The organism is Arthrobacter sp. BL-252-APC-1A (assembly GCF_009696625.1).
Lineage (GTDB): Bacteria > Actinomycetota > Actinomycetes > Actinomycetales > Micrococcaceae > Arthrobacter_B.
This window is the reverse complement of the sequence record NZ_VULS01000009.1, coordinates 25,851-51,041: the sequence shown is the minus strand read 5'-3', so window position 1 is coordinate 51,041 and position 25,191 is coordinate 25,851. Positions and strand designations below refer to the sequence as shown.

Here is a 25,191-nt window from a genome sequence, read left to right as displayed (position 1 = left end):
CGGGGCAGTGTTGAGCCCTCAGGGCCGGGAGTCAGCAACCCGGTTCCGCTGCTGAACCTCATACTCACGCCACGTCAGCCACACGATCAGGGCGTCGAACAGGGTGAGCAGCACCAAAGCCCAGGAAAATGACGCCGCGATTTGGTAGCACTGGAAGACAATGAAAAACAGCAGGAACGCGATCATCCAGGGGTACGCCCAGAGGTAGTCCTTGAGCACCGCCCAGACCAGCACGATTTTCACCAGGCCGTGCAGCAGGAGGTATGCGGCGGCGAAGGTCGAGGCGGAAACCGTCAGTGAATCGGCGGCATGTCTGGCGGCATTGGCCAGGATGTCGCCCGAATCCACGGACAGCTCATGCTGTGTAAGGGTTCGAACCAGCGAGGAAATTTGGTCCGGTGCCACCAGCAGGAGAAGCACGCCGCCGACCATCTCCAACAGGCCGTCCACCCCTTTGAGGACCAGGCTGATCCTGAAGGTGGCGGTAAGGAACTCCCCGCCTTTCCGGGCGGCCGTTTCAGCTCCCCGGCGCCTCAGGGCCGGTGGGCCAGCGCAGCAGGGCAGCAGCGTCGACGCCGTGCGGGAGGACGCCGTCGGGCACCAGCAGAAGACTGGCATCGGTCAGGGCAGCCGCACGGACCAAGGCCGCCGGGGCGGGGACCTGGCCCAAGACCTCTGCGCCGAGGGAATGCTCCGGGGCACTGGCCACCCAGGGTTCGGCTCCGAGGGCCAGCAGATGGCGGTCGGCCATCGCTGTGTCATTGAGGATCAGGAGTTCCACCTGGGCTTGCTGGAGGGCAGTCAGCACCCCGCCTAAACCGGTGACGGACTCCGGGTTGGCCTGCCCCTGCTGCTGAGCCAGCCGATCCATGATCTGTTCCTGCTCTGCTGCCCACAGCAGGGCAATGCGTTCCTGGACTTTGTCCTCGAAGGCCCTGCGGCCAGTCCTGGACTCCGGCATGTGGGAATCGATCATGCTGACCAGCGGCTTGTGGGCTTCGGCTAGCTGGTCCCGCACCAGTCCCCGCGCCCGGACGTCACCGGCAAGCACGATCAGCCTGGCTCCGCTGCTGTCCACGATCCGGTCGATCTGCTCCGCGACCTGGTCCGCGTTGCGCCGCCAGACCTGCTCGGTCTGCCGCTGGAACTTGTCCTGTGACCAGCCGCCGGCGGGGAGCTTGGTGATGTCTTCCTTCTCGCCCTCCACGTCCTCGACGGAGGACTCTTCGCGGCCGACGAAAAGCAGGCGGATCTCAGCGTCCTCCCGCGAGACTTCCGCAACAATGTAGGGCAGTTCTTCGGGACGGTGTTTGAGCAGCGGCAGCAGATCGGGAATCGGATCCACCGAGACCCGCTCCGGCAGTACCAGCTCTCCGGGCAGGAGTTCGTTCAACGCCACCGTGCCCTGCTGGACGAGGAGGTAGCGGGACGCCGGGGACGGAACTCCTTCGGCGGGAAGTACCGCGGTCTCCGCGGCTTCCTGGTCCTCCGGTGGTGCACCCAGTTTAGCCAGCGCCCTCCTGACGTCGACCGGGCGGACCTCGGCGGCCTCCAGGCTGTCCACGTTCCCTGCGGAAGCGTCTATGTAGGCGACGCACCAGGGGCCCCTGCGCCGGTAAAGGTCAGCAAATTCGTGGAGTTTCCGGGTCATGACGATCTCCTTCCGCAAGGCCTGCGGCCCCACAGCGAATCAATCCGTGCCCCACGCTAGCACCGGCGTCGGCAGCATTTACAGGTGCAGCGAAGCTGCTGCCCACCTTGCCGCGGACTCTCTTAGGGATAGGTGCTGGCGGCCGCAATCTGCCTAGGCCCCGACTCAGCCGGTGCCAGGCTCGCGGTTAGGACTCCACCACGCGCCAGGAACCCCGCAGCTTTTCCACGCCGTCGAGCAGCACATCGAGCCCCACGATGAATTCGGCATCGTAGTCGTACCCGCTCTGGGCCAGTTCGGACACGACTTCAAGCAGGTAGGGATACCGCTCGGCCGCCTCAGCGGTTTCCCCTGCGTGGGTGTCGGCCGCGGCCTTGGCGGACTCCTCCGGCGTCTCGAAGGACAGCATCTTCTGCTGCAGTGCAAAGCCGTAGACGTACGCGTCCAGCAGGGACATCACGTGAACGGTGCTGCGGAAGCTGAAGCCGCTTTCCCGCAGACAGCCCAGCATCGCGTTGTGCTGCTTCAGGTTCTCCGGCCCGGGCTTGCCGGCAGCCTCCATCAGGCCCACCGCCCAGCGGTGCCGGAGCATGGCGTTCCGCAGCGAGGCCGCGCGCTCGCGCATCGCCGGCTTCCAGCCATCGCGGGCGCGCGGCTCCGCAACCTCGGACCAGACGAGGTCCACCATCCCCTCCAGCAGCTCCTGCTTGTTGGCCACGTGCTTGTACAGCGCCCTACGGTCGGTACCACTTGGTGTACGTGGTACACCTTTCGCCGACAGGTGGGTCATGAACCCGCTGGATAGAACCGCCCGGACCGCCGGGATCCTGTTCCTTCTCACCTTTGTCTCGGCCATTACAGGCGCTGCCCTGTATGCGCCGCTGCTCTCCGACCCCGGCTACGTCACCGGCCCGGGCGCTGACACGCGGATCCTCTTCGGCGCCGTCTGTGAACTGGTGCTGATCATCGCGAACATTGGCACCGCCGTCGTGCTTTATCCCGTCCTGCGCCGCTACAGCCCGGCAGCGGCCGTGGGCTATATTGCCGCCCGGATCATGGAGTGCGCACTGATTGCAGTGGGCATTCTGTGTGTCCTTACGGTGGTGAGCCTGCGCCAAACAGGCGACGCCGCCACTTACCTTCCCGTTGCGCAGGCGCTCGTCGCCCTGCACGGCTGGACTTTCCTGCTCGGGCCGGGGTTCGTCGTCGGCATTGGAAACGGGCTGCTGCTCGGGTTTCTGATGTACCGATCCCGGCTGGTGCCTCGGCCCATGGCACTGTTCGGGCTGGTGGGCGGTCCGTTGATGTCCCTCTCCGGCATTGCCGTTCTCTTCGGTGCCTACGAGCAGATGTCGGTTCCCTCCGCGCTTGCGACGATGCCGGAGATCGTCTGGGAAGTCTTCCTGGGTGTCTACCTGACGGCCATCGGCTTCCGGATCAAGCGGGGCGTGGGCGCGCAGGAAGCGGCACCGGTGCCGCCGTCCATGACGCACCGATCCGGTTGAACGGGGAAAAGAACCGGGGTGTGATTGGGTAGCCCGATGGACAATTACGTAAGCTCCAGCACCTTTTGGTTCACCCTGGCCGTGATCAACGCGGGCTTGGCCGAACAGAAGAACCGCTCACGCTGGGTCTGGTTCCTTGTTTCCATCCTGCTGGGTCCAATCGCGACCCTGCTGATAGTGGTCTGGCGGGCACCGGAGCCGGCCCCGCCGTCCATGACCCGCCGCGGAGGGTGGCAGGAACCCGCGCCCGAGCAGCCGCGGTGACGCGACAGCTCCGGCCGGGAACTACTGCGCCGGGGGCGGCGGCTGCACCGGAGGAGGCTGGACCGGGGGAGGGGTCTGCGCCGGGGGCGGCGGAGGCTGTCTGCCGTCGTACCGGGGACCGCCCGCCGGACCCGTGCCCGGGGCACCGCCGGCCGGGCCCGCGCCCGGATCCAAGCCAGCGCCAGCCGGCAGCTCGCGGCGCCACGGCCGCTTCTCGTAGATGGCCAGCAGCTGCGCGCCGAGGCCGAAGAACACCATGGCGAACCAGACCAGGACGTTCAGCCACGGGATCTGCAGTGCGATGATGAGGATTAGCCCGCCAACCAGGGCCATGATCACGGGGTGGCGGCGGCCGCGGAAGATCAGCCGCCCGATGTAGTACGCGCCGAAGACGAACGTAGCCAGCATGAGGGTGAGCCACACCAGCAGGGCAGCCAGGGCGAGCGGCGCTCCAATGACCGTAAACAGCAAGAGCACCAGCACCAGGGGAACGGCAACGAACGCCACGAAGCCCACGAGCAGGGCCTTCCAGGGCCGGGGGATCAGCTGGTTGGTCACCCGGTGCAGCAGGCGGGGGAGGAGCCACCCGGCCGCCACGGTGATGAGGCTGAGCGCAACCAACGCGTACAGCAGGCCGAGCAGCCACCCGGCGAACTTTTCCCCGGCGGTTGGTTCCTCGTTGGGCTCCGGAACGATCTGCTCAATGGTCCCGCTGACCGCGCCGTCGGAGATGTCTGCTTCGTTCGCAGAGTTGTAGGTAACGTTGCCGCCCACTGTTCCGTCAATCGTGAGGTCACCGACGCCAACGGCGATGTCCCGGCCAATCTCACCGGCAATGTCGATGTCGCCCGCGGCGCCCACCAGGTCATCGCCAAAGGAACCCGTGTCCGTGACGTCGATCGTCGAAGCGAAGATGGTGCCGCTGCGGGAGACTTCCCCGCTGATGGTCACATCCTGCCCGGCGAGGCGCACGTTGCCGTCAACGTCTCCGGTGATGTTGATCGTCTGGCCGGCCGCAATGACGTCGCCCGTCACGTTGCCGGAGATGGTGATTCGCTGTCCGGACACGTAGACGTCGCCGGACACGTCATCCCGGACATCGACGTTCAGCCCGCTGTAGAACTGCGGGCCCGAGCCGTCGTTGTCCCCGTAGGGTGCAGCCGTCAGGGACTTAGGGGTGGAGGCGAATGCGCCGGTGCCGGTCAGCAGGAGCAGAAGCATGGCGGCGAGAACTGCGGGAAGAACCCGTCTCTGGGATGAAGGAGGTCTCATTGCGTTGCCTTTCAGGTATCTGCAAATGAACGCATCTACGACGCTTTTGATCCTGACTCGGGCGAAATCCGTTGTTTACGTCAGGGTTCACGGCAGCGGAGTCCCTGCGCCCATGATCGCCCCGGCGAAAGCAGCTGTAAAGGCACCGCCGGCTGCTGCGGCAAACCCCTACAGATCCCGCACCGCGCGGATCGCAGCCGCGGCTCGGGGGAAACCGACGTACGGAAAGCACTGGACCAGGGCCGCGATGACCACCGTTTTGGAGCTGCCCGTCTGCAGGCAGGCCCTGCCGTGCGGGCCAAGCTGGGCCGCGGTATCTCCGATTGCTGCCAGCGCGCACAGCACCAGCAGCTCCCGCTGCGCCAGGGTGAGCCCTCCGCGGGTGTAGAAATCGCCGAAACAGAACTCCGTCAGGAACCGGGGGATCGCTTCGTTGAACGGCTCCGGCAGATCCGAGAGGTCGTCCTTGATTTCCGTTCCGTACAGCGGAGTCTGCAGGGCCAAGCCGCGCTGGTACCTGGCGGCGTCGTCGACCGTTCCCTGCTCCGGCAGCGGGAGGGCGATGCCGTGCTCCGTGAACACCGCATTGATGGTGGAAACAGGGTTGAGGGTCCGCGGAAAGCCGATAAAAGGCGCCAGCTGGTACACCGCTTCCCGAAGCTGCACCGGCGTGACACCCGTGGCAAGCGCGCCGGCGGCATGGGCGCGGAGCTGCGGCAGGGTCTGCAGGCATGTCAGCACCGTTTGGCTGCCCAGCGGAATACCCGCGGCCGGGCTGCGGGTTGTTGCTGGGTGTACGAACGTCGGGACAACCCCTGCCCTGATGCGATCGAGAGAAAGCACCCGTCCTAGTGAACCTGTTTACCCCGCTGACCGTCGGCACCATGGAACTGCCCAACCGGCTTGTCATGGCCCCGCTGACCCGCATGCGCGCCAACCTCGACGGCGTCCCCACCGACATCATGGTGGACTACTACCGCCAGCGCGCCTCGCTGGGCCTCATTGTCAGTGAAGGCATTTACCCGTCCTTCACCGGCCAGGGCAACACCCGGATGCCCGGCCTGGTCACCGAAGAACACGTCGCCGGCTGGAAGCGCGTCACCGACGCCGTGCACGAAGCCGGCGGGCGGATCGTCGCCCAGCTGATGCACTCCGGCCGCGTCGGCCACGAGAACGTCAGCGGCCGCCAGCCGGTAGCTCCCAGCGCCATCGCGCTGTCCGGCGAGGCACACACGTACGACGGAAAGAAGCCCTACCCGGTGCCGCACGCCCTGACCGAAGCCGAACTTCCCGGCGTGGCACAGGAATTCGCTGCCGCCGCCGCGAACGCCATCAAGGCAGGGTTCGACGGCGTTGAGCTGCACGGTGCCAATGGTTACCTGCTGCAGGAATTCCTCTCACCCGTCTCCAACACCCGCACTGATAACTACGGCGGATCCCCGGAGAACCGTGCCCGCTTCGTCCTGGAAGCCTTCCGGGCCGTAGTCGAGGCCGTCGGCGCAGAGCGCACCGGCATCCGGATCTCCCCGGAGCACAACATCCAGGACGTGCTGGAAACCGACCGCGATGACGTGCTGGCCACCTACACGGCACTGGTGGACGGCATCGCACCGCTGAAGCCGGCCTACCTCAGCATCCTGCACAAGGACCCGGCAGATGACCTGGTCCAGGAGCTGCGCCGCCGCTTCGCCGGGCCGGTGCTGCTGAACACCGGTTTCGGGGTGGAGACCACCCGTGAGTCCGCCCTCGCGCTTCTTGATGAGGACCTGGCTGACGCCGTCGTCGTCGGCCGCCCGGCGCTCGCCAACCCGGACCTGGCCCGCCGCTGGCAGGAAGGCGCGGACCTGAACGCACCGGACTACTCCACGTTCTACACGGACGGCGCTGCCGGCTACACGGACTACCCGGAGCTGGCTCCGGTTTCCTAGCCAGCCTGGTTCCGGCCGGCTGCAGCCGGCAGCCCCCACCGCGCGGGGTTAGCGGCTGTGGTCGGCCGGGTCTGTCTCATCTGCGGACAGCGATTCCAGCCGGCGGAGGTCCTCAGGGTGCAGCCCCGGGTGCTTCCGCAGTGAGTCAAGGAGCAGGTTCATTTGCCGGTGCAGCGGTGCTGAACGTTCGGGACATCCTTCCTCGTTGACGTGGGTGATGAGCATGCGCAGCACCCGGAGCAGCGCGGCGGCAACCTCGGGCTGGTCCAGGCAGGCCTGGCGCAGCTGGTCAAATGCGTGGTCGACGTACTCCTCATGATCCAGGTTCCATGGCTGCACCAGGACTCGTCCTGCGCTGTCCCGGAGGGCTTCCGGAGCCAGCGGGGCAGTGAGGATGCCGCGAAGGAGGCTTCCAAGGCGGAGCGTGATTTCCACAGCAGTGGTGGGGTCGTTGATGGCCGAGCTGAGCGCACGCAGGCCGATGTCCACGAGCTGGCGGATCGCGAAATCCGCGTCCTGCAGCATAGTGCGCGCATCGGCCACTTCGATGGCTCCCGCGAGTTCCTGCCGGCTCTCCCTCGAAGGCGCAGGCCATACGGACAGCAGGGGCTCATCCGCATGGACATACGCGCCGATGCGGCTTTCCAGCCGAACCGTAGTGCCAGGCGGAACTGCAGACAGAAGACGGGTACTGTCCACCTGGCTAACCCATCCGCTGACGGGACAGCAGATCACGGCGGCATCTGCCGGCGGGTGGAAATCCCGCGGGTCCGCGGCCTGCAAACCCGCTGGTGCCTTGTCCAGCTCCGCGGCCACGCGCCCGCCTTCCGCGGCGATTGCGCGGGCCAGGTTGCCGACCTGAAGCCCACGGGAGAGATGGTCCAGGTGGGCGATGATGCCCACCACGGTGACCAGGGTGAGGACGACGGCTAGTGTCAGCGAAATCCGGGGTGCGTCAGCGGCAGGGTCTCCGCTGAGGCTGGGCAGGATCAGGATGCAATAGAAGAACGTTCCCACCAGCAGGCCGATCACGCCCTGGCTCAGGCGGTCCCGAATGAAGGACCGCATCACACGCGGAGAGAACTGGCCGCTGGCCAACTGCAGGCTGACCACGGTTAGGGAGAAGACGACGCCGACGGTGGTGATCATTGCGCCCGCCACCGTGGCCAGCAGCCATGTGGCGGCATTGCTGCTCATGGCCAGGGTCAGCGGGATCGGGGCATCGTGGCCCAGGGCTCGGTCAAGGGCAGCAGCGCCGACCGCAAGGGCAATGCCCGCGAGCATCAACAGCGCCGGCAAAAGGAACAGTGACTCGGCGAAGCGGTAACGCATCGCTGCGGCGCGCATCCGCAAAGACTTTCCCCCACGTGACATTCGGCTCGAGACCTCCTTGACAGGTTTCGCCGTTGCCCGGCGGGGACCGGCGTCGAGTTTTTGAACCAGCCCCGACAGCAGGATATCCAGTCCTTCATAACGCCCCGCGACGGCGTCCAACTCCGTAGGCCGGCGTCTAGGCTACCGGCACGATGTAGGAGTCCACTTCGCTGATCAGGCCGTCGCGGAACGTGATCACGTCGCAGTAGTTGAAGAAGACCGGACCGATGGTCCGGTGCACGCCGTGGCCGGCTCCGGTGATGGCGGTTGTGTTGCCTTCGGTGACCATGCGCTCCAAGCTGAGGTCCGGGGAGCCCTCGAAGCCCGGCTCGCCAATCTCCGCGTCGAACTCTGCCTTGCCGCGGGCGGTACGTGACCCGTGGATGCGCCAGACGACGTCGTCCGTCAGGCAGGCGAGGATCGCCGGGTGGTCACTGCGGCGGAAACCGTCCAGGTACTTGTTCACCAGTTCCTGCTGCGTGCTCATGGCTGGACCTTCCTTCACCTGGCATCCGGGGCGCGGGGACCACCGCCGGGTGCCGAATGCTGGCTACGCTAGCGGTTTTTGCGCGCAACAGGAACAGGGTGGGAGCTCCTGACCTCCGCCGCTGTCAGGCTTACCTGCCGCCGGTTCCACCCGCCGGTGCAGCGAATGCCGCCACCAGGCCGGCCAGCGGTTCAGGCCTTCAATGAATTGGGAGATTATGACGCCGGAACGGCCTGGCGCGGGCTGGTGAATCGTTCCCGGGCTGCCGGGCCGGGCCGCGCTTCCCACGTTCCGTGACACCTGTTGACTGATGTGACCTCATCCGTCCCGTCAGCCACAGATCGTGGGAAGGGTGGGCGCGCGCGGAGGGATCCCGGCGGCCGGGCGCCGGGTTTGCGGCATAACTGGGCCGCGGAAGCCCGGCTAGACGGAGCCCGGGACCGGCGCCGAAGCCACCGCAGCCGGTTTGCCTGCCCGCCGGAACAGGGTCTTGCCGTGCAGGGCACGCAGCGCGTTCAGAATGGTGGCCAGGTCCACGAGTTCCTGGGTGAGCGCCCCGGCCACGGCCGGAATGTACCCGAAAGCTGCCACCAGCATCAGGACCAGGCTCAGGGCGATGCCAAGCAAAATGCTGCCCAGCGCCACCTGCATGGTCCGCTTGCTGATGTCCATGGCGGTGGCAACCTTGGAGATGTCGTCCGCGACGATCACGGCGTCGGCGGACTCGCTGGCCGCCGTCGAGCCGCGGGCACCCATGGCGATTCCGACGTCGGCCGCCGCCAGGACCGGCGCGTCGTTGACGCCGTCGCCCACCATGATCACCGGCCGCAGGGGCAGTGCCGCCACGGCCTTCACCTTGTCTTCGGGAAGCAGCTCGGCGCGCACATCGGTAATGCCGACGGTCTGGCCCATGCTTTCGGCGGTGGCCAGACCGTCGCCGGTGAGCATCACCGTCTCGCGGATCCCCAGCCCGCGCAGCCGTTCCAGGGTAGCGGCGGCGTTCTCGCGGGCCGTATCGCTGAGGATCAGGGTGCCGGCGAAGCGTCCGTCCACACTGAGGTAAACCACCATCTGCCCGGGCGCGAGGTCCGCCGCCTGCGTCGCCGGGTCCACTTCCTCAACGAACCGGCGCTTGCCCACCCGCACGGTTCGCCCGTCAATGAAGGCCTCGACGCCGTTGGTCGCCACCTCCTGGGCGGTGTCCGCAGGGTGGACCGGCAGACCGCGTTCCTCGGCGGAAGCCAGCACCGACGCGGCCAGTACATGGGAGGAGTATTGCTCCGCGGACGCCGCAAGGGTGAGCAGCTCATCGGCGTCGAAGCCGTTGACAGGATTAACCGAGACCAGCTCGGGACGGCCGTAGGTGAGGGTGCCGGTCTTGTCGAACGCGGCGCTCTTCGCGGCGGAAAGCTGCTCCAGCACCGCGCCGCCCTTGACGATGATGCCGTGCCGGGCGGAGCGGCTCATGCCGCCCATAAACGCCACCGGTGCCGCGATCAGCAGCGGGCACGGGGTGGCCAGCACCAGTACTTCGGCGAACCGCACCGGATCCCCGGAAACGGCCCACGCAATGCCGGCAACCAGCAGGGAAACTATCGTGAAGGGCACCGCGAAGCGGTCCGCGAGCCGCACCACGGGAGCCTTGGATTCGCTGGCCTCCTGCACCAGGGCGACGATGCGCTGGTACTGGCTGTTCGCCGTCGTCGCTGTGGCCTGGATGCGTACCGCGTGTGTGCCGTTAACCGAACCGCTCATCACCGCGTCCCCGGCAGTCCGGGAGACCGGAATCGATTCACCGGTCAGGGACGACTCATCGAAGGAGGCGGCGGGCGAGAGCAGCACGCCGTCAACGGGGACCACTTCGGAGGGCTTGACGAGCAGGATGTCGCCCACCGCCACCTCGGTGGCCGGAATGTCTTCGGCCAGTTCGGCGGCGGGTTTACCGGAGACCGGATTCCCGCCGGTATCCGCCTCGGCCGGCAACCGGTGAGCGATCTGAGGGGCGCGGTCCAGCAGTGCATCGAGTTCGCCCTTGGCGCGGCCGGCTGCGTAATCCTCGAGTGCCTCGCCGCCGGAGAGCATCAGCACGATGATCAGTGACGCAATGTACTCGCCCACGGCAACGGTGGCGAGCATGGCGATGACGGCCAGGATATCCAGCCCATAGTGCCCGCGCTTGATATCACGGACCATGCCTGCGCCGGTGATGGCCACAATGCCGAGTGTGTACAGGCTGGCGATCCACTGTGCCGGCCCGTCTGCGCCGGCTCCCCACAGGACCAGGACGACGGCGAGCACAACCACCGTCGCAGCGACTACTGGGTAGTGCCGGACTGCCTTCTGGAAGGACACACGGTTAAGGGCCATGCTTTGGTTTTAGGCTCCTTTGCCCCGGGTTTCCAGCAAGAGAAAGCTTGCCTAACCCGGATTGGGCCGGAATCGCTCCGTTTTGGGAGAACGCTCCGCGGCGCCGCGGAGCAAATGCCACAAAGCGCAGCGATGCGGACAAAGCGGAGCGGAAGCCAGCGTCTAGGTCAGCTGCGCCTCGATCTGCCGGACGCTTTCGATCAGCCGCGCGCCGATCCCGGCGTCGTCCTTCCCGGTACCGAAGTACACCACGGACAGGGACGCCGGCAGCTGGCCGGGCACCCGCACCGGAACGGCCACGGAGCCGACGCCGTCGATCACCTCGCTGTGGCTGGTAGCGTAGCCGCGCCGGCGGGCGAGGCGGGCCTCCTCGCGGTAGGGCTGTCCGGGTGCCAGCCGGTCCCAGTGCTCTTCGGTGACCGCTGACTGGATCGCGATGCCCGGGGCGCCGGCGGTAAAGGAGTGCCGGGTGCCCGGCCGCTGGATCAGGGCAGTGCGGCTGTGCCGGGGCTCCACGGTGACCAGGGTGACGCAGTCGTGCTGGTCCCAGACGGCGATGAACGCAGTCATGGACAGCTCGTTCGCCAGGACGGTCAGCTCCGGGAGGGCCGCCGACTGCAGATCGCGGGAAACACCCCGCGCCAGAGCGGCAAGGCCCGGCGCCGCGGAAACCCGCCCCGCGTCGTCGCGCATCACCAGCGAATGCGCCTCCAGGGTGCGCAGGATCCGGTATGCGATGGAGCGGTGCACCCCAAGCCCGGCGGAAAGTTCGGCGATGCTCAGGGGCGTCTCCGATTCCGCCAGCAGTTCCAGCGCCTGGATCCCGCGGGACAGGGTCTGGGACTGGGATCCGGAACCGTTGGAGGCAGAAGTCATGCGCCCATCATAGGCTCAGACGGCCTGCGTGCGGCGCCGCCGGCGGGCAGCGATTCCGCGGCCGACAACGCCCTGACGTGGGCTGAAAAGATATGCGAGCGTGAAAACGGCGCCCTGGGCCAGTACCACCATGGGGCCGGTGGCGGTGTCCAGGTAGTAGCTGGCGTAGATGCCGGCCACCGCGCAGCCCGCCGCCATAAGGGGTGCGATCAGCAGCATGCGGCTGAACCGGTCGGTGAGCAGGTAGGCGGTGGAGCCCGGGATGATCAGCATCGCGACCACCAGCACCACCCCGACCGCCTGCAGGGCGACGACGGCGGTCAGCGCCAGCAGCCCCAGCAGCGCAGCACCGAGCAGCCGCGGATTAAGCCCGACGGCGTGGGCCTGGGTGGGGTCGAACGCGTACAGGGTGAAGTCGCGGCGTTTGAACAGGAGCACCGCCAGGGTCAGCGCGGCCAGGACGGCGACCTGCGCCAAGTCCGCGGAGCTCACGCCCAGCAGGTTGCCGAAGATGATGTGGTTAAGGTCGGTCTGGCTCGGTGTCACGGAGATCAGCACCAGTCCGGCGGCGAACAACGTGGTGAAGACGATCCCGATCGCTGCGTCCTCCTTGATTCGGCTGGTATCGCGCACCAGGCCGATCAGGCCGACGGCCAGGAACCCGAAGATCACTGCTCCCAGCGCGAACGGCGCGCCCACCACATAGGCCAGTACAACACCAGGCAGCACGGCGTGGGAGACGGCGTCGCCCATCAGCGACCAGCCGATCAGCACCAGCCAGCAGGAGAGCACGCCGCAGACCACCGAGGCAATGACGGCGGTGGCCAGTGCCCGGACCATGAAGTCATAGGAGAGCGGGTCAGTGAGCAGCTCGATCACGGCTTGCCTGCTTTCAGTGTTCCCGCATCCAGTGTCCCCGCCGGAACCGGGGTGCCGTCATCCAGCACATTGAGTCCGAACGCGCGGGCAAGCTGTTCCGGACGGAGCACTTCTTCCGGGGAACCGTGTGCCAGCACCCGGCGCATCAGCAGCACGGCCTCGTCAGCCAGCTGGGGGAGAGAATGCAGGTCATGGGTGGAGACGAGGATAGTCCGGCCGTCCGCTGCGAGTTCCCGCAGCAGAGCGGTAATGGTTGCCTCCGACCGCTTGTCGACGCCGGCAAACGGCTCGTCGAGCAGCAGCACCGAGGCGCCCTGGGCAATGCCGCGGGCCACGAAGGCGCGCTTTTTCTGCCCGCCGGAGAGCCTGCCGATCTGCCGCTCCGCCAGATCGGTCAGCTCCACCCGTGCCAGGGCTTCGGTGACGGCTGCCCGGTCTGCAGCGCGCGGCCGGCGGGTGGGGCCCATGTGCCCGTAGCGTCCGGTCATGACGATGTCCCGGACGCTGAGCGGGAAGGACCAGTCCACGTCCTCGCTTTGCGGAACGTAGGCGACAAGGCCGGATTTACGTGCCTTCGCCGGGGCCATGCCGCTGAGCCTGACCGTTCCGGATGCCGGCTTCACCAGGCCCATGAGTGACTTGAACAGGGTGGACTTGCCCGAACCGTTCATCCCGACCAGCCCGCAGACGCGGCCCGGCTGGACGGTGAGGCTGACGCCGTCCAGTGCCGTGACGTCGTCGTACTTCACCGTCACGGAGTTCAGTTCCAGCGCCGGTGCGGCCATCAGGAACCGGCTCCGGTCAGTGCTGTGATGATGGTTTCCGTGTCGTGGCGGATCAGGTCGAGGTAGGTGGGCACCGGGCCGCCTTCCTCGGAAAGCGAGTCGACGTACAGAACTCCGCCGAACTGTGTGCCCGCGGCCTCGACGACCTGCTGCATGGGGGCGTCCGAAACGGTGGACTCGCAGAAAACGGCAGGGACCTGGTTGTCCTTAACGAACTCGATGGTGGCCGCGATCTGCTGCGGGGTGGCCTGCTGTTCAGCGTTCACAGCCCAGATGTAGCGCTCGGTGAGACTGGCATCGCGTGCCAGGTAGGAGAACGCGCCTTCGCAGGTGACCAGCGCCCGCTGGGTTTCCGGGAGGGCACCGAGCTCCGTGACCAGCTGGTCCTGGACCTCCTGCAGTTCCTGCTTGTATGCGTCGGCGTTGGCGCGGAAGGACTCCGCGTTTTCCGGATCGAGCTCGGCGAACGCCTCCGCCATGTTGTCCACGTAGATCTGCGCGTTCAGCGGAGACATCCACGCGTGCGGGTTGGGCAGGCCTTTATAAGCGTCCTCGGCGATGTTGACCGGCTCCACGCCTTCGCTGACCGTCACCCGGGGGACGTCCAGGTCTGCGGTGAACTGCTCGAACCAGGCCTCGAGGTTCATGCCGTTATCCAAGATCAGGTCCGCCTGCGAGGCGCGGCGGATATCTCCGGGAGTGGGTTCGTAGCCGTGGATCTCCGCACCGGCCTTGGTGATCGACTCGATCTGCAGGTGTTCACCGGCCACGTTCTCGGCCATGTCAGCGAGCACGGTAAAAGTGGTCAGGACTACGGGTTTGTCCCCGGCGCCGTCTGCGTCGGCGGATCCTGAACAGGCGGACAGGGCGAAGAGCGCGGCAGCAGCGGGCAGCACGGCCAGGCGGCGCAGGCGGGAAGTCAACGTCGTCGTCATGCGGAAAACAATAAGTTCGGCAAGCTGGTTAAACAAGTTCGGTATGCCGAACTTTGTCACATCATGCTGCTTACACATCATGCTGATTAGCTGGTCAGCAGGGGGAGGGTAGTCAGGGGAGCCGGCGGCGGCTCAGGAGGCCCGATCCGAGCAGGAGCAGCCCGCCCGCGAGCGGCCACCACAGGTACATGGAAATGGTTCCGCCGACGAAGGCAGTCACCAGCACAACGATCATCACGGCGGTAACCAGCAGTATCCCCGGCACAATCCGCGCCCGTCCGCGGTGGGGCGGCGGGATGGGCGGAAGCCAGGTGGGACGTTCGTCGCTCCACTCCATCCGGCCAGTGTAGGAGCGTGCAGGGCGTCTGCAACCCCGCCCGCACAATTTCTCCGGCCACGCTGCCCCAACCCGGCCCGCCGCCGTCGTCCGTCCCTTTTGCCGGGGCCCCGGAACTGGCACAGTGGCGTTCAACCTGTTCAAGTTCTTCCGGAGGAGACCTGATGGAATCCAGTGACCTGTTAGTTGATGCGTTCGGACGGCTGCCCCAGACCGTGGGCCGCGTGCTCAACGGTTTGAGTGCCAAGGAACTGAACCACCGCCCATACCCGGACGGGAATTCGATTTCCTGGCTGATCTGGCACCTGGCGCGGGTGGAGGATGCGCAAGTGGCCGACGTCGCCGGACACCAGCAGGTCTGGACCGCTGAGGGCTGGGCGGACCGGGTGGGGCTTCCCCTTGCCGTGGAGGACACCGGGTACGGGCATACTTCCGAGGAGGTTGCCAAGGTGCAGGTGCAGTCGGCCGAGGTGCTTCAGGGGTATTACGACGCCGTCAGTGCCCGGACCATCGCCTTCGTCTCCGGGCTGTCTGCCTCGGATCTGGACCGCGTGGTGGACACCTCCTGGGATCCGCCCGTCACTTTGGGTGTGCGGCTGGTCAGTTCCCTGGCTGACTGCCTGGAGCACGTGGGTCAGGCTGCCTATGTGCGCGGGATGCTTACCTCGGGCGGGGCATCGTGAACATCGTGGCCACCCTGTCCGAGTCCTTCAAGTCCCTGGCCGTCACCCGGGTCTACGGTGACCCGGTGAAGGTCGGCTCCGAGACGCTGGTGCCGGTAGCGCTGGTACAGGCCGGGTTTGGCGGCGGGGGAGATGCCGACGGCGACGGCGGTGGCGGCGGAGGAGGGCTGGTGCTGCCGCTCGGGGTCTACGCGGCGGCCGATGGAAACCCTGCGGTGTTCCGGCCGAATCCTGTGGCGCTGATCGCTGTTATGACGCCGCTGGCCTGGATCCTCATGCGGGGGATGCGCTCGCGGACGTAGGCTGCGCTGGAGCGGGGCTTGGTGGCTGGTTTCCCTCCGTGTGGGGACGGGCCTGCCGGTGGGGGCTTTCGCTCCGTGTGGGGACCGTCCTGCCGGCGGGGATTCCCCTCCGTTTGGGGACTTCCCTGCCGCTTGGGGACTTTCCCTCCGTTTGGGGACCGTCCTGCCGGCGGGGGCTTTCGCTCCGTTTGGGGACGTGCCTGCCGGTGGGGATTTCCCTCCGTTTGGGGGCTTCCCTGCCGTTTGGGGACTTTCCTGACGCTGCGCCGCGCAGGATTGTCCCAATCTGGAAGGGATGTCCCAAACCGGACGGAAAACGCCCCGGGAAGTTGTCCCAAACCGGAGGGGAGTCCCAAGCAAGAGGGAAACGTCCAGGAACGGCCTGACAAATCGGAGCCATGTCCCAAATCGGAGGGATTCGGGTGCGGCCAGGCGCCAATTCTCAGTCCTCGTTACAGCTGCGCCGTCTGAGGTCCCTCCAGATGACACCAGTAATGGCGGGTGGGAACCTGCGTGTTCGGATGTCTCATCCCAGCCCTGCGATCCCGCTCCGGCTTGCCCCTAGCCTGGGTGTCCTCCCAATCTGGCCTGCTCTCGCCTGCACAGCCCGATATAAGGCCGCCTCCGGAGCTTGGCCGGCCCGCCGCAGCTAGGCCACCCCAGCCCAGCCAGCCCAGCCGTCGGCCGCACGCTTGGCCGGCCGGCCGCACGCTCGGCCACCCCAACCCGACCTGCCCAGCCTTGCCCCAGCCGTCGGCCGCACGCTGGGTGCGCCGGAGATCGAGCCAGTCAGATAGACCGACAGCCGGCCTAGGAGCCGATCGTCAGAAGCAGCGCATCGCAGGCAGCAGCACAGCGGTGGCAGGCCTCGGCGCAGATGCGGCAGTGGTCGTGCGCGGAGGCATGCTGCTCACACTCTTCGGCGCACCGGCGGCACGCGGCGGCGCAGGCACGGATCAGATCGACGGCGGATGCATAGTCCTTCCCCGCCCGGGCCAGCACCTTCCCGGTCGCCGAACAGACCTCCGCGCAGTCCAGGTCGGTGCGGATGCAGGTGACCATATCGCCAAGCATGTCCTCACTGAGGCACGCATCAGCGCAGGCCGTGCACGTCTGGACGCACTCGAAACACGCTTCGATGCAGGCGGCCAGCGCATCCATGTCCACATTGGAGTTGCCCGCGGGATGCGAGGTCAGCATGTCCTTGATCAAACTCATGGTCTGCTCCTTGTCGGTGGATCCTCGTGTGAGCAGGCAACGGAAAGCATCCGGGAAACCATGCTCCCGGGCGCAGCTGGGACCGCCGCCCGCGCAGTTGCCGCGAGCCTAGCCAAGAGCCCGCCGGGGGCTCAAGCCGGAACCGGGATTTTGCCCGCAGCCTAGGCGGGTGCATAGAATCGGCGTAGCCTGACAAGGCCGGTTATCCGGAACAGGCATGGGGCTTTAGCTCAGTTGGTAGAGCGTTTCGTTCGCAATGAAAAGGTCAGGGGTTCGATTCCCCTAAGCTCCACAAGTTCGGTCCCGTTCTCTTCGCCCAGCGGAGAGGGCGGGACTTTTTGTTGCCCGAATGTGAAGTCCCCTTTAGGTAGCCGCCCGTCCCCCCGGCTTATATTGGCCGCATCCATGTAACGCGCATCACATACGCAGGGGAAGCATGAACAACAAGGAACTGGTCCTGGACTTCTACGAGAAGTACAACAACCGCGACGTCGAGGGCGCCATGGCCTACCTCGGGGACACCTACATCCAGCACAACCCGTGGGTGGCCGACGGCCCGGAGGCATTTCGCCGGTTCGTGACCTACCTCCGTGAGAATTACCCGGACGGCCGCAACGAAGTGAAGCGGGCGATTGCCGACGGCGACCTGGTGGCCCTGCACGTGCATTCCCGCCGGGTGCCGGGGGAGGAGGGCCGGGCCATCGTGGACATCTTCCGGGTCGAAGACGGCAAGGTTGTTGAACACTGGGACGTTATTCAGCCGATTCCCAAAGAGATTTACCCGCCCATCAATGACAATGGGTACTTCTAGCCAACCCCCACCCCCGCCTAAGCTAGGGGAATGCTGCCAAAAGACACAGCGCGTCTGCGTTTCCGCGAAATGACCCCGGATGACCTGGATCAGATGGCGGCGCTGCTGGGCGACCCGGAGGTCATGGCGTATTACCCGGCACCGAAGAGCCGGGACGAGGCAGCAAAGTGGATTGCCTGGAATGAAGCGAACTACGCGAAGTACGGGCACGGTCTCTGGATTGTGGAAACGCACGACGGCGAGTTCCTGGGAGACTGCGGCCTCACCTGGCAGAAGGTAAACGAGTCTGAGACTGAGCTGGAAGTCGGCTATCACGTCCGGACAGCCAGTCAGGGACTTGGCTACGCCACCGAAGCCGCGGCCGCTTGCCGGGACTTTGCCCGCGACACTTTGCAGGCACGAAAGCTGATCGCCCTGATCCATCCTGAGAACACTGCATCACGCAGGGTGGCGGAGAAACTCGGGATGAAACCCGTCGCTGAAGACCGCAGCGGGCCGATCCCCGTCCGCACGGTTATGGGTATGGACCTGCGCCCGGAGCCTTAAGTGGACGGACCCGCGCCCGGCCGGCAGTCAGGCAGCCCGGAGCCCTAAGCGGACGGACCCGCGGCCGGCCGGCAGCCCCGGTGCGCTAAGCCAGCGTACAGCGGGCCCGGCAGCCCGGACCCTTAAGCGGACTCGCGGCCGTGCCGATAGCCCCGGCGGACTTCCGCGATTGCCCGGGCAATGTTCGGATCCCGGCCTGATGCAGTCATCACCGTGTCAAAATCGGTCAGCCCCACGTCGCCGTAGCGGCGGGTTACTTCAATTTCCGTGCGCTTGGCCGAGCGCGGCCGTACGGGCTGCCCGGCGATTGCAGAGTGGCCGGCCAGGGCAGCGCGCCCGGTGCGGACCACCCGCATCTCACCGCCGAGGTCGTCACGGAAACGGAACGTTTTGCCCTTGCGGCTGGTCATCAGGGCGCTCCATTGCTCGCGCTGAATTTTCGGCGCTCCGGGAAAGAACTGTTCGACGGCGCGGTTCAGGGCTGCGGTCTCTGCCTCCTCCCGCCGGGGGCGAAGAACAAGCCGTTCCCGGGCGATAAGGAGCGGGTACACCACCAGCAGGATGGCCAGTGCCACCGCAATGACGTTGAACCCGCCAAAAATGATGAACGCGGCGGCCGTGAAAATCAGCCGGCTCACGGCTTTCTCCGAATAGGAACGCGGCGGTGTATACGGAACACCGAGACGCACGCTGGACTCTTCACTCATGCCCATCCGCCTTTCAGCTCTGCCAGGGCTTCTGCTTCCCGCGCCAGCCGGGTGGCCTCGCGCAGCTCTTCATCGAACGGGTTTTCGGCGCCGGCGGGAACGGAGGCGGACGCGCCGCCCAGCCCGTCCAGCCGCGCCCGGCTCTGCTCCACGGTGACGGCCAGCCGGAGTTCGGCCTGGGCCTTGACCAGATCTGCAACCAGCCGGTGGACTTTTTCCCTCCGTGAGCGGATCTCAGTGAGGTGCGCGGCGGCGATGTCCCCGCGCTCGGAGGCCAGATCATGCATCCTCCGTGCTGTCCCTGCCAGGGTCAGGATGGCGGAGGAAGGACCGGAAGGCATTACGCCCTCAACGGCCTCGCGGCGCAGGCGGTAGGCCTCGGCGACGGACGCGTAATGTGCCGCTGCTTCTCCGGCCACGCGCTCCTGTTCCTCCAGTGTCCGTCCCGCGGTCCTGGCAGCAGCCATGGCGGTGTCCAGCCGGGCATGGATTTCTTCGTGGTTTGCACGCGGGGGCGGGAGCTTTCCCCGCCTCGCCTCAACGCTCCTGCGCAGGCGGCGTAAATCGTGGAGTAATCGAGCCATGATTCTCCTCGGCCGGTGTGGTTCCGGGACTTCCAACACCGCCCAGAACGGGGCCTGGGACTGCCTGGCATCAGAAGGAAGTGTGCAGGAGTCTAGCAGTGGCGAAGCGCCGCCGGGATGGGGTTGCGGAGATTACTTCCCGGGGTGGCCGGAGTTGTGCAGGCGCGTGAGTCCTGCCACGTCGGAGGTGCCGTAATTATCGTCGTCTGCCGCCCGGATGCAACGGTGCCGCCGGGTATTGGGTGCTCAACCAAACCAGTAATCCCATTTTCCTGCGTTATGCTCCCATATCATGGCTGCGCGTAAATCTCCCGTGTTCACCACGGCAACCACATTCGGACGCCTGCTCTCCTTTCTAGGGGTCAGTGTGCTCTGCGGAGTGCTCACTGCGGGGCTGTTCGTTCCCATGGCCGCCGGGGCAGGATCCGCGGCGTCGGCTTCCATCACTTTCTTCGACGGGCTCCCCGCGGACCTGGAGCGTGCCACGCTGGCCACGCCAACCCGGATCGTGGCGGCTGATGACTCGCTGATTGCCACTCTGTACGAGGAGAACCGCCAGCCGGTCACCTTCGACCAGATCTCACCGCACATGGTGGACGCGCTGCTGTCCGTGGAGGACTACCGCTATTACGAGCACGGCGGCGTGGACGTCCAGGGCATTTTCGGTGCGATCGCCAGCAACGTTTCCAACGGAACGAGCCGCGGCGCCTCAACCATCACCCAGCAGTTCGTCACGAACGTGCTCATCAACTCCGCCAACGAACGCGGCGAAGAAGCAACCTACAGCGGCAGCAAGGGTGTCTCCGACAAGGTCCGGGAAATCCGGCTGGCCATCGCCGTCGAGAACGAGATGACCAAGGACGAGATCCTTGAGGGCTACTTCAACATTGTCCCGTTCACCGGCAACACATACGGTGTGCAGGCTGCGTCCAAGTACTTCTTCAACAAGGACGCCATAGATCTGAACATCCAGGAAAGTGCGCTGCTAGCCGGCCTGGTGAACGGCCCGGGCTACTACGATCCGCAGGTCTACCCGGAACGGGCAATCGAACGCCGCAACCTGGTGCTGGGCACCATGCTTGAACACGGGAAGATCGACCAGGCACAGTACGACGCCGCTGTCGCCACCGGCCTGGATCTCACCATCACGCCCACCAAGCAGGGCTGCGTGGCCGCCGAACAGGCACCGTACTTCTGCTCCTACGTGGAACATCTGGTCCTGAACAGCGAGGAGTTCGGTGCAACCGCGGCCGAGCGCAGGTCCGTGCTGTACCGGTCCGGCCTCACGATTAAGACCACGCTGGATCCCGCCGTCCAGGAGGCCGCCCAGACGGCCGTCAATGAGACTGCGAACCCGGACACGACCGCCGGGCAGGTGGGCCACTCGATGATCAGCCTGCAGCCGGGTACCGGAAACATCCTCTCCATGGCGCAGAACACCCGTTTCACCCCGGGTGAGAACCCCGGGGACTCCATGCTGAACTTCAACGTGGACCAGTACCAGGACGGGGACCCGGAGAAGAGCCTGGGCGGCATCGGCGGGTTCCAGCCCGGTTCTACGTTCAAGCCCTTCACCGTGGCCGCATGGGTGGATGCAGGCAAGTCCCTGAACACCCAGCTGGACGGCCGCAAGAAGACCTATCCGCAGGGCGACCGCTGGACCGCCAGCTGCCTGGACGGCGGGGCCTTCCCGATCGGCGAGCCGGAAGGCTGGACCCCGCAGAACTACGGTGACACCAACTACGGCGACGCCACCGTGCTGCACGGGCTTGCCCAATCCCTCAACACCATCACCTTCTCCACGGCCAGGCAGCTTGACCTGTGCCGCATCATGGAAATCGCCGAAGATATGGGCATCCATGACGGCAAGAGCGACTCCGGCGAAAAGGAGCCGCTGGACATCAAACCGTCGGCCCTGATCGGCGGTGTCCAGGACGTGTCCCCGATGGTCATGGCCCAGGCCTTTGCCGGCTTCGCCGCTGAAGGCAATGTGTGCGAGCCCCGTGCCCTGCTGGAGGTCACTGCCGCCAATGGCAAGACCTACGATGTGCCGGAACCCGAATGCGAGCAGGTCATCTCCAAGGAGACGGCCCGCGGCGTGAATTACGCGACGCAGGAAGTCATGAAGTCCGGCTCCGGTTCGCTGCTGAACTACGGCTACCAGCCCATGGCCGGAAAGACCGGTACCAATGACTCCCGGTCCCAGACCTGGTTCATCGGCTACAACTCCGGCATGGCCACCGCCAGCTGGATCGGCAACTGGAAGGCCGGAACCGAGTCCCTCTCCGGACTGGAGATCGGCGGGCGCATCTATCCCGAAATCGACGGTTCGCTGATCGCCGCCCCGTCCTGGGCGAAGTTCATGCAGCAGGCAGGCGACCTCTACCCGGGCGAGGCATTCGCCAACCCGCCAGGCAACCTGCTGATGAATCCGAACCCCAGCCCCAGCCCCTCGGAGTCCGAGGAAGCCGATAAGGACAAGGACAAAGACAAGCCAAAGCCCTCTGCCACCCCGGCCCCGCGCCCGACCACGGCTCCCGCGCCGAAGCCCGAGCCGGAGCCCACGACGGAGGAGCCCAGCGAGCCGGCCGCCTCGCCGCCAGCCGCGGGACCGGTGCCGGGTCCGGAAAATCCGGAAGCACCAGAAGCCAGCGTTCCGTAGCCCGGCGAACAGTCAGGGACTAAAAACCAGCAGGTCAGGACGCAGAGCCCCCGAGTCGGATAGTGTTTCCGCTCGGGGGCTCTTCGCTGTCCCGCCGCTGGCAGGACCAGTCGGACCATTCTTCTGGAGGATGCAGTGACGGAGAACCAGCCTGCCATTTCGGTGCGCGGCCTGACCAAGAAGTACGGTGCCAAGACCGCCGTCGATGACATCTCCTTCGATGTGGAGGCAGGCAGCGTCTTCGCCTTCCTGGGCACCAACGGTGCCGGCAAATCCACAACCATCGGCTGCCTCACCACGGTTGTCCCCTTTGAGGCCGGAACCGCCGAGGTCAGCGGCTACGACGTCCGCTCTGGCGGAGAGGGCGTACGGAGCAGCATCGGCGTCGTCTTCCAGGAATCAGTGCTGGACCCGCTCCTGACCGGACGCGAAAACCTGCGTGTCCGCGCCCGCTTCTATTCGCCGGACAAAGCGCAGAATGAGGAACGGATCGAAGAACTCGCGGAACTGGTCCAGCTGGGCGAGTTCATCGACCGGCGGTACGGTACCTATTCCGGCGGCCAGCGCCGCCGCGTGGACATTGCACGGGCCCTGCTCCACGCACCGCCGATCATCTTCCTTGACGAACCCACAGCGGGGCTCGACCCCGCCAGCCGTGCCATCGTCTGGAAGACGATCCACGACCTGCGGGACCGGCACGGGCTTACCGTCTTCCTCACGACTCACTACATGGAGGAAACGGAGGAAGCCGACCGGGTCTGCATCATTGACGCCGGACGGATCATTGCCGACGGCACACCTGCCCAGCTGCGCGCCAAGTACTCCAGCAGCATCCTTACCGTGACCACCCGGAACCGTCCCGGGCTTGAAGCACTTGTCCTGGAAGTTGGCGGGCATATCCGGCCCGGCGACAGCGAGGCGGTGCGAATCGGCGTCGACACGGCGGAAGCCGCCCGCCTAATCCTTGCGCGGCACGGGGAAGACATCCTGGACTTCGAGTTCCGCCACGGAACCATGGATGACGTGTTCCTGGCGCTGACCGGCAGGGAAGCGCCGGAGAACGAAACACATGCTGCAGCGGAAGGAAGCGGGAAATGAACGTCGTCCTGGACATCACCACCCGGAACCTGAGGCTCTTCTTCCGTGACCGGCTGGGTGTCTTCTTCTCACTCGTTTCGGCGCTGGTGGTCTTCCTGCTCTACACGCTCTTCCTGGGCAACCTGCAGACCGAAGGTCTGGGGGAGTCCTTTCCGCAGGCCACCACGGAGGAGATCGGTGGTTTTGTGGACAGCTGGATGTTCGCCGGGATCCTGGGCATCACCACCATCACCACGGCGCTGGGAGCCATGGTCGTTTTTGTGGAGGACTCCGGCTCGGGACGGTTCCAGGACTTCCTGGTCTCGCCCATCCGGCGGGAAAAGCTGATCCTGGGCTACCTGCTCTCCGCGGTGCTGATCTCCATGATCATGACCGCCCTGGTCCTGGTGGTGAGCCTGGTGTACCTCTTCGTGGTCAGCGGGGTCACTTTGGGTGCCGTACAGCTGCTGCTGATCTGCGGCTACCTGGCGCTGTCATGCTTCGCATTCTCGGCCCTGAGCGCGTTTGCCGTGTCCTTCATCCGGACCGCAGGCGCCTACTCAGCCCTGTCAACGATCGTCGGCACGGTGCTGGGCTTCATCGCCGGCTCCTACATTCCGGTGGGCAACTTCCCTGAAGGGGTGCGTGAGTTTGTGAGTGCCCTGCCCTTCCTGCAGTCCTCCATGCTCGTCCGCCAGGAAATGACGTCCGAGACCCTTCCCGCCATGACCGGGGACCAGCCGGCAGCCATTGAAGAGATGCAGAGCGTCTTCGGAATCACGGCGCAGGTAGGGGACTGGCAGGTTGGTACCGGGTACGTGCTGTTTGTACTGGTGGCCATGACCGTGGTGTTCACTCTCGTGGCGGCCATCCGGATCCGCGGACGCGTACGGGCCTAGCGCCGCCCTGCCGCCCCTGGCTGTCTGGTCTGGGCGGTGCCCGTTCACCGCGTGAACCCGAGGCCCTGAGCCTGCATCGAGAGGCCAGTTACGGCTCTTTTCGGCGCTGAAACGAGCCGTAACTGGCCTCTCGGCGGGATGAGGGGATGCAAAGAAGTCGTTGCAAAGAAATGCTTGCAAACACTTCTTTGCAAGCGTAGTCTCATCCGCATGGAAGAGCCGTCTCCCCAAGCACAGGTCCTCGATGTAACCCGCCTGAAGGCACTGGCCCACCCGATCCGCATAGCGCTGCTGGAAAGCCTTTCCCGCTACGGCGCGCAGACCGCGTGTTCCGTGGCTGAACGCCTTGGGGAGTCCAGCGGATCCACCAGCTACCACCTGCGCCAGCTGGCCAAGCACGGATTTGTCCGCGAGGTGGAGGGGCGAGGAACCGCCCGCGAACGCTGGTGGGAGCGGGTCCCGGAACCAATCCAGACCTCCGCGGAGATGGCCAAGTCCCCGGCCACCCGCGATGCCACCCGAATCCTTGCCAAGACCGTGACCAACAGCAATGCCAAAGCCCTGGGGGACTTTGTTGACCACGGTGAATCCCTCCCGGATGAATGGGTGGAAACTTCGATCCTTCTGGGCACCAGCCTCCGGCTGACGCTGGAGGAAGCGCAGGAGGTTTCCCGCCAGGCTTCCGAGCAACTTGAGAAACTGCTTTCTCCGTTCCGCGGGCGCGAAGACGCCGACGGCACGCGCCCCGTGGAACTGCACTTCAACTTCTTCCCGCTTATCGATCCCGGAGCCCAGTCATGAATGTCGTAATGACCTACGCGTCCCTGCCCCTGCATGCGCGTCCAGCCGCCCACTCGCCAGTCCGGCCCACCGGCGTCGGCCGCGTGTTTGTGGCCGCCGGAGAACTGCTGATCAGGCTCGGGGAGCGCGCGGCCCAGCGGCCCCAGCCGGACCTGTTCCGCCTCGCCGCCCATGCCGAGGAACGCCGGAACCTTGAAGCCCGCGCCCACTCAGCACTGTGGCCCTAGTCCGGCTGCAAAAG

General features: G+C 66.0%; 28 protein-coding genes and 1 tRNA gene. 13 read left to right on the top strand and 16 right to left on the bottom strand.

Annotation, left to right across the window (positions count from 1 at the left end):
- Positions 1 to 18: 18 nt before the first annotated feature.
- The 3 genes from FYJ28_RS13535 to FYJ28_RS13525 form a co-directional block, all read right to left on the bottom strand.
- Entirely contained in the window at positions 19 to 618 is a 600-nt protein-coding gene (locus FYJ28_RS13535) for a DUF2127 domain-containing protein (RefSeq protein ID WP_154579647.1), read from the bottom strand.
- Positions 518 to 1,651, bottom strand: a complete 1,134-nt coding sequence (locus FYJ28_RS13530; protein WP_154579646.1) for a baeRF2 domain-containing protein — start codon at positions 1,649 to 1,651, stop codon at positions 518 to 520. Before FYJ28_RS13530 ends, FYJ28_RS13535 begins: the two co-directional genes overlap by 101 nt.
- Before the next feature lie 187 nt (positions 1,652 to 1,838).
- Positions 1,839 to 2,369, bottom strand: coding sequence for a TetR/AcrR family transcriptional regulator C-terminal domain-containing protein (locus FYJ28_RS13525; RefSeq protein ID WP_326831717.1), 531 nt, complete (start codon positions 2,367 to 2,369; stop codon positions 1,839 to 1,841).
- Positions 2,370 to 2,439: 70 nt separating this feature from the next.
- On the opposite strand from FYJ28_RS13525, the gene FYJ28_RS13520 reads away from it, so the two are divergent.
- A complete protein-coding gene (locus FYJ28_RS13520; protein WP_154579644.1) occupies positions 2,440 to 3,156 on the top strand; it encodes a DUF4386 domain-containing protein in 717 nt (238 codons plus the stop codon).
- A gap of 36 nt (positions 3,157 to 3,192) precedes the next feature.
- On the top strand, positions 3,193 to 3,420 hold the full coding sequence (locus FYJ28_RS13515; RefSeq protein ID WP_055242592.1) for a hypothetical protein: 228 nt from the start codon (positions 3,193 to 3,195) through the stop codon (positions 3,418 to 3,420).
- 21 nt (positions 3,421 to 3,441) lie between these two features.
- Here FYJ28_RS13515 and FYJ28_RS13510 read toward each other — a convergent pair whose 3' ends face one another.
- Both FYJ28_RS13510 and FYJ28_RS17640 read right to left on the bottom strand, forming a co-directional pair.
- Complete coding sequence (locus tag FYJ28_RS13510; RefSeq protein ID WP_154579643.1) at positions 3,442 to 4,692, bottom strand: polymer-forming cytoskeletal protein; 1,251 nt, start codon at positions 4,690 to 4,692, stop codon at positions 3,442 to 3,444.
- Positions 4,693 to 4,860: 168 nt separating this feature from the next.
- A complete protein-coding gene (locus FYJ28_RS17640; protein WP_326831716.1) occupies positions 4,861 to 5,535 on the bottom strand; it encodes a carboxymuconolactone decarboxylase family protein in 675 nt (224 codons plus the stop codon).
- An 8-nt stretch (positions 5,536 to 5,543) separates the two neighbouring features.
- On the opposite strand from FYJ28_RS17640, the gene FYJ28_RS13500 reads away from it, so the two are divergent.
- On the top strand, positions 5,544 to 6,620 hold the full coding sequence (locus tag FYJ28_RS13500) for an alkene reductase (RefSeq protein ID WP_326831715.1): 1,077 nt from the start codon (positions 5,544 to 5,546) through the stop codon (positions 6,618 to 6,620).
- 48 nt (positions 6,621 to 6,668) lie between these two features.
- On the opposite strand, the gene FYJ28_RS13495 is transcribed toward FYJ28_RS13500, so the two are convergent.
- From FYJ28_RS13495 to FYJ28_RS13460, 8 genes are all read right to left on the bottom strand, one after another.
- Positions 6,669 to 7,967 carry a DUF2254 domain-containing protein gene (locus FYJ28_RS13495; protein WP_154579642.1) on the bottom strand — a complete coding sequence of 433 codons (1,299 nt, stop codon included), beginning with the start codon at positions 7,965 to 7,967 and terminating at the stop codon, positions 6,669 to 6,671.
- A 163-nt stretch (positions 7,968 to 8,130) separates the two neighbouring features.
- On the bottom strand, positions 8,131 to 8,481 hold the full coding sequence (locus FYJ28_RS13490; protein WP_152225561.1) for a nuclear transport factor 2 family protein: 351 nt from the start codon (positions 8,479 to 8,481) through the stop codon (positions 8,131 to 8,133).
- A gap of 423 nt (positions 8,482 to 8,904) precedes the next feature.
- Positions 8,905 to 10,848, bottom strand: a complete 1,944-nt coding sequence (locus FYJ28_RS13485) for a heavy metal translocating P-type ATPase (RefSeq protein ID WP_154579641.1) — start codon at positions 10,846 to 10,848, stop codon at positions 8,905 to 8,907.
- Between the two features lie 162 nt (positions 10,849 to 11,010).
- On the bottom strand, positions 11,011 to 11,724 hold the full coding sequence (locus FYJ28_RS13480) for an IclR family transcriptional regulator (protein ID WP_154579640.1): 714 nt from the start codon (positions 11,722 to 11,724) through the stop codon (positions 11,011 to 11,013).
- A 15-nt stretch (positions 11,725 to 11,739) separates the two neighbouring features.
- On the bottom strand, positions 11,740 to 12,600 hold the full coding sequence (locus FYJ28_RS13475; RefSeq protein ID WP_235472147.1) for a metal ABC transporter permease: 861 nt from the start codon (positions 12,598 to 12,600) through the stop codon (positions 11,740 to 11,742).
- Positions 12,600 to 13,388, bottom strand: a complete 789-nt coding sequence (locus tag FYJ28_RS13470; RefSeq protein ID WP_154579639.1) for a metal ABC transporter ATP-binding protein — start codon at positions 13,386 to 13,388, stop codon at positions 12,600 to 12,602. Before FYJ28_RS13470 ends, FYJ28_RS13475 begins: the two co-directional genes overlap by 1 nt.
- Positions 13,388 to 14,323 (bottom strand): metal ABC transporter substrate-binding protein, encoded by a 936-nt coding sequence (locus FYJ28_RS13465; protein WP_154579638.1) that lies wholly within the window; start codon positions 14,321 to 14,323, stop codon positions 13,388 to 13,390. The genes FYJ28_RS13470 and FYJ28_RS13465 overlap by 1 nt, the downstream gene beginning before the upstream one ends.
- 112 nt (positions 14,324 to 14,435) lie before the next feature.
- On the bottom strand, positions 14,436 to 14,660 hold the full coding sequence (locus FYJ28_RS13460; protein ID WP_154579637.1) for a hypothetical protein: 225 nt from the start codon (positions 14,658 to 14,660) through the stop codon (positions 14,436 to 14,438).
- Positions 14,661 to 14,824: 164 nt separating this feature from the next.
- On the opposite strand from FYJ28_RS13460, the gene FYJ28_RS13455 reads away from it, so the two are divergent.
- Positions 14,825 to 15,343, top strand: coding sequence for a mycothiol transferase (locus FYJ28_RS13455; protein WP_154579636.1), 519 nt, complete (start codon positions 14,825 to 14,827; stop codon positions 15,341 to 15,343).
- A gap of 5 nt (positions 15,344 to 15,348) precedes the next feature.
- Entirely contained in the window at positions 15,349 to 15,645 is a 297-nt protein-coding gene (locus tag FYJ28_RS13450) for a hypothetical protein (protein WP_235472133.1), read from the top strand.
- A gap of 810 nt (positions 15,646 to 16,455) precedes the next feature.
- Here FYJ28_RS13450 and FYJ28_RS13445 read toward each other — a convergent pair.
- A complete protein-coding gene (locus FYJ28_RS13445) occupies positions 16,456 to 16,863 on the bottom strand; it encodes a four-helix bundle copper-binding protein (protein ID WP_154579635.1) in 408 nt (135 codons plus the stop codon).
- A gap of 219 nt (positions 16,864 to 17,082) precedes the next feature.
- Between FYJ28_RS13445 and FYJ28_RS13440 the strand changes: the two genes are divergently transcribed.
- The 3 genes from FYJ28_RS13440 (at position 17,083) to FYJ28_RS13430 (ending at position 18,220) form a co-directional block, all read left to right on the top strand.
- Positions 17,083 to 17,155: transfer RNA gene (locus FYJ28_RS13440), tRNA-Ala, on the top strand.
- 144 nt (positions 17,156 to 17,299) lie between these two features.
- Positions 17,300 to 17,674 (top strand): nuclear transport factor 2 family protein, encoded by a 375-nt coding sequence (locus FYJ28_RS13435; protein WP_055242628.1) that lies wholly within the window; start codon positions 17,300 to 17,302, stop codon positions 17,672 to 17,674.
- Between the two features lie 30 nt (positions 17,675 to 17,704).
- On the top strand, positions 17,705 to 18,220 hold the full coding sequence (locus FYJ28_RS13430) for a GNAT family N-acetyltransferase (protein ID WP_154579634.1): 516 nt from the start codon (positions 17,705 to 17,707) through the stop codon (positions 18,218 to 18,220).
- Positions 18,221 to 18,342: 122 nt separating this feature from the next.
- Here the strand turns inward: FYJ28_RS13430 and FYJ28_RS13425 are convergent, their stop codons facing one another.
- A complete protein-coding gene (locus FYJ28_RS13425) occupies positions 18,343 to 18,927 on the bottom strand; it encodes a hypothetical protein (RefSeq protein WP_152970012.1) in 585 nt (194 codons plus the stop codon).
- Entirely contained in the window at positions 18,924 to 19,511 is a 588-nt protein-coding gene (locus tag FYJ28_RS13420; protein ID WP_154579633.1) for a hypothetical protein, read from the bottom strand. Before FYJ28_RS13420 ends, FYJ28_RS13425 begins: the two co-directional genes overlap by 4 nt.
- Before the next feature lie 292 nt (positions 19,512 to 19,803).
- On the opposite strand from FYJ28_RS13420, the gene FYJ28_RS13415 reads away from it, so the two are divergent.
- From FYJ28_RS13415 to FYJ28_RS13395, 5 genes are all read left to right on the top strand, one after another.
- A complete protein-coding gene (locus tag FYJ28_RS13415) occupies positions 19,804 to 22,173 on the top strand; it encodes a transglycosylase domain-containing protein (RefSeq protein ID WP_154579632.1) in 2,370 nt (789 codons plus the stop codon).
- Positions 22,174 to 22,308: 135 nt separating this feature from the next.
- Entirely contained in the window at positions 22,309 to 23,271 is a 963-nt protein-coding gene (locus tag FYJ28_RS13410) for an ABC transporter ATP-binding protein (RefSeq protein ID WP_055242638.1), read from the top strand.
- Positions 23,268 to 24,149, top strand: coding sequence for an ABC transporter permease (locus tag FYJ28_RS13405; protein ID WP_154579630.1), 882 nt, complete (start codon positions 23,268 to 23,270; stop codon positions 24,147 to 24,149). Before FYJ28_RS13410 ends, FYJ28_RS13405 begins: the two co-directional genes overlap by 4 nt.
- A gap of 210 nt (positions 24,150 to 24,359) precedes the next feature.
- Positions 24,360 to 24,950 carry an ArsR/SmtB family transcription factor gene (locus FYJ28_RS13400; RefSeq protein WP_154579629.1) on the top strand — a complete coding sequence of 197 codons (591 nt, stop codon included), beginning with the start codon at positions 24,360 to 24,362 and terminating at the stop codon, positions 24,948 to 24,950.
- Positions 24,947 to 25,177 carry a hypothetical protein gene (locus FYJ28_RS13395; RefSeq protein WP_154579628.1) on the top strand — a complete coding sequence of 77 codons (231 nt, stop codon included), beginning with the start codon at positions 24,947 to 24,949 and terminating at the stop codon, positions 25,175 to 25,177. The genes FYJ28_RS13400 and FYJ28_RS13395 overlap by 4 nt, the downstream gene beginning before the upstream one ends.
- Positions 25,178 to 25,191: the final 14 nt, after the last annotated feature.

Coding starts and splice junctions, on each gene's coding strand:
- FYJ28_RS13510 (WP_154579643.1), bottom strand. CDS start 4,692: ATGAGACCTCCTTCATCCCAGAGACGGGTTCTTCCCGCAGTTCTCGCC.
- FYJ28_RS13445 (WP_154579635.1), bottom strand. CDS start 16,863: ATGAGTTTGATCAAGGACATGCTGACCTCGCATCCCGCGGGCAACTCC.
- FYJ28_RS13415 (WP_154579632.1), top strand. CDS start 19,804: ATGGCTGCGCGTAAATCTCCCGTGTTCACCACGGCAACCACATTCGGA.
- FYJ28_RS13485 (WP_154579641.1), bottom strand. CDS start 10,848: ATGGCCCTTAACCGTGTGTCCTTCCAGAAGGCAGTCCGGCACTACCCA.
- FYJ28_RS13455 (WP_154579636.1), top strand. CDS start 14,825: ATGGAATCCAGTGACCTGTTAGTTGATGCGTTCGGACGGCTGCCCCAG.
- FYJ28_RS13460 (WP_154579637.1), bottom strand. CDS start 14,660: ATGGAGTGGAGCGACGAACGTCCCACCTGGCTTCCGCCCATCCCGCCG.
- FYJ28_RS13395 (WP_154579628.1), top strand. CDS start 24,947: ATGAATGTCGTAATGACCTACGCGTCCCTGCCCCTGCATGCGCGTCCA.
- FYJ28_RS13405 (WP_154579630.1), top strand. CDS start 23,268: ATGAACGTCGTCCTGGACATCACCACCCGGAACCTGAGGCTCTTCTTC.
- FYJ28_RS13425 (WP_152970012.1), bottom strand. CDS start 18,927: ATGAGTGAAGAGTCCAGCGTGCGTCTCGGTGTTCCGTATACACCGCCG.
- FYJ28_RS13420 (WP_154579633.1), bottom strand. CDS start 19,511: ATGGCTCGATTACTCCACGATTTACGCCGCCTGCGCAGGAGCGTTGAG.
- FYJ28_RS13465 (WP_154579638.1), bottom strand. CDS start 14,323: ATGACGACGACGTTGACTTCCCGCCTGCGCCGCCTGGCCGTGCTGCCC.
- FYJ28_RS13435 (WP_055242628.1), top strand. CDS start 17,300: ATGAACAACAAGGAACTGGTCCTGGACTTCTACGAGAAGTACAACAAC.
- FYJ28_RS13515 (WP_055242592.1), top strand. CDS start 3,193: ATGGACAATTACGTAAGCTCCAGCACCTTTTGGTTCACCCTGGCCGTG.
- FYJ28_RS13520 (WP_154579644.1), top strand. CDS start 2,440: ATGAACCCGCTGGATAGAACCGCCCGGACCGCCGGGATCCTGTTCCTT.
- FYJ28_RS13480 (WP_154579640.1), bottom strand. CDS start 11,724: ATGACTTCTGCCTCCAACGGTTCCGGATCCCAGTCCCAGACCCTGTCC.
- FYJ28_RS13535 (WP_154579647.1), bottom strand. CDS start 618: ATGCCAGTCTTCTGCTGGTGCCCGACGGCGTCCTCCCGCACGGCGTCG.
- FYJ28_RS13400 (WP_154579629.1), top strand. CDS start 24,360: ATGGAAGAGCCGTCTCCCCAAGCACAGGTCCTCGATGTAACCCGCCTG.
- FYJ28_RS13495 (WP_154579642.1), bottom strand. CDS start 7,967: ATGCGCGCCGCAGCGATGCGTTACCGCTTCGCCGAGTCACTGTTCCTT.
- FYJ28_RS13490 (WP_152225561.1), bottom strand. CDS start 8,481: ATGAGCACGCAGCAGGAACTGGTGAACAAGTACCTGGACGGTTTCCGC.
- FYJ28_RS13470 (WP_154579639.1), bottom strand. CDS start 13,388: ATGGCCGCACCGGCGCTGGAACTGAACTCCGTGACGGTGAAGTACGAC.
- FYJ28_RS13430 (WP_154579634.1), top strand. CDS start 17,705: ATGCTGCCAAAAGACACAGCGCGTCTGCGTTTCCGCGAAATGACCCCG.
- FYJ28_RS13530 (WP_154579646.1), bottom strand. CDS start 1,651: ATGACCCGGAAACTCCACGAATTTGCTGACCTTTACCGGCGCAGGGGC.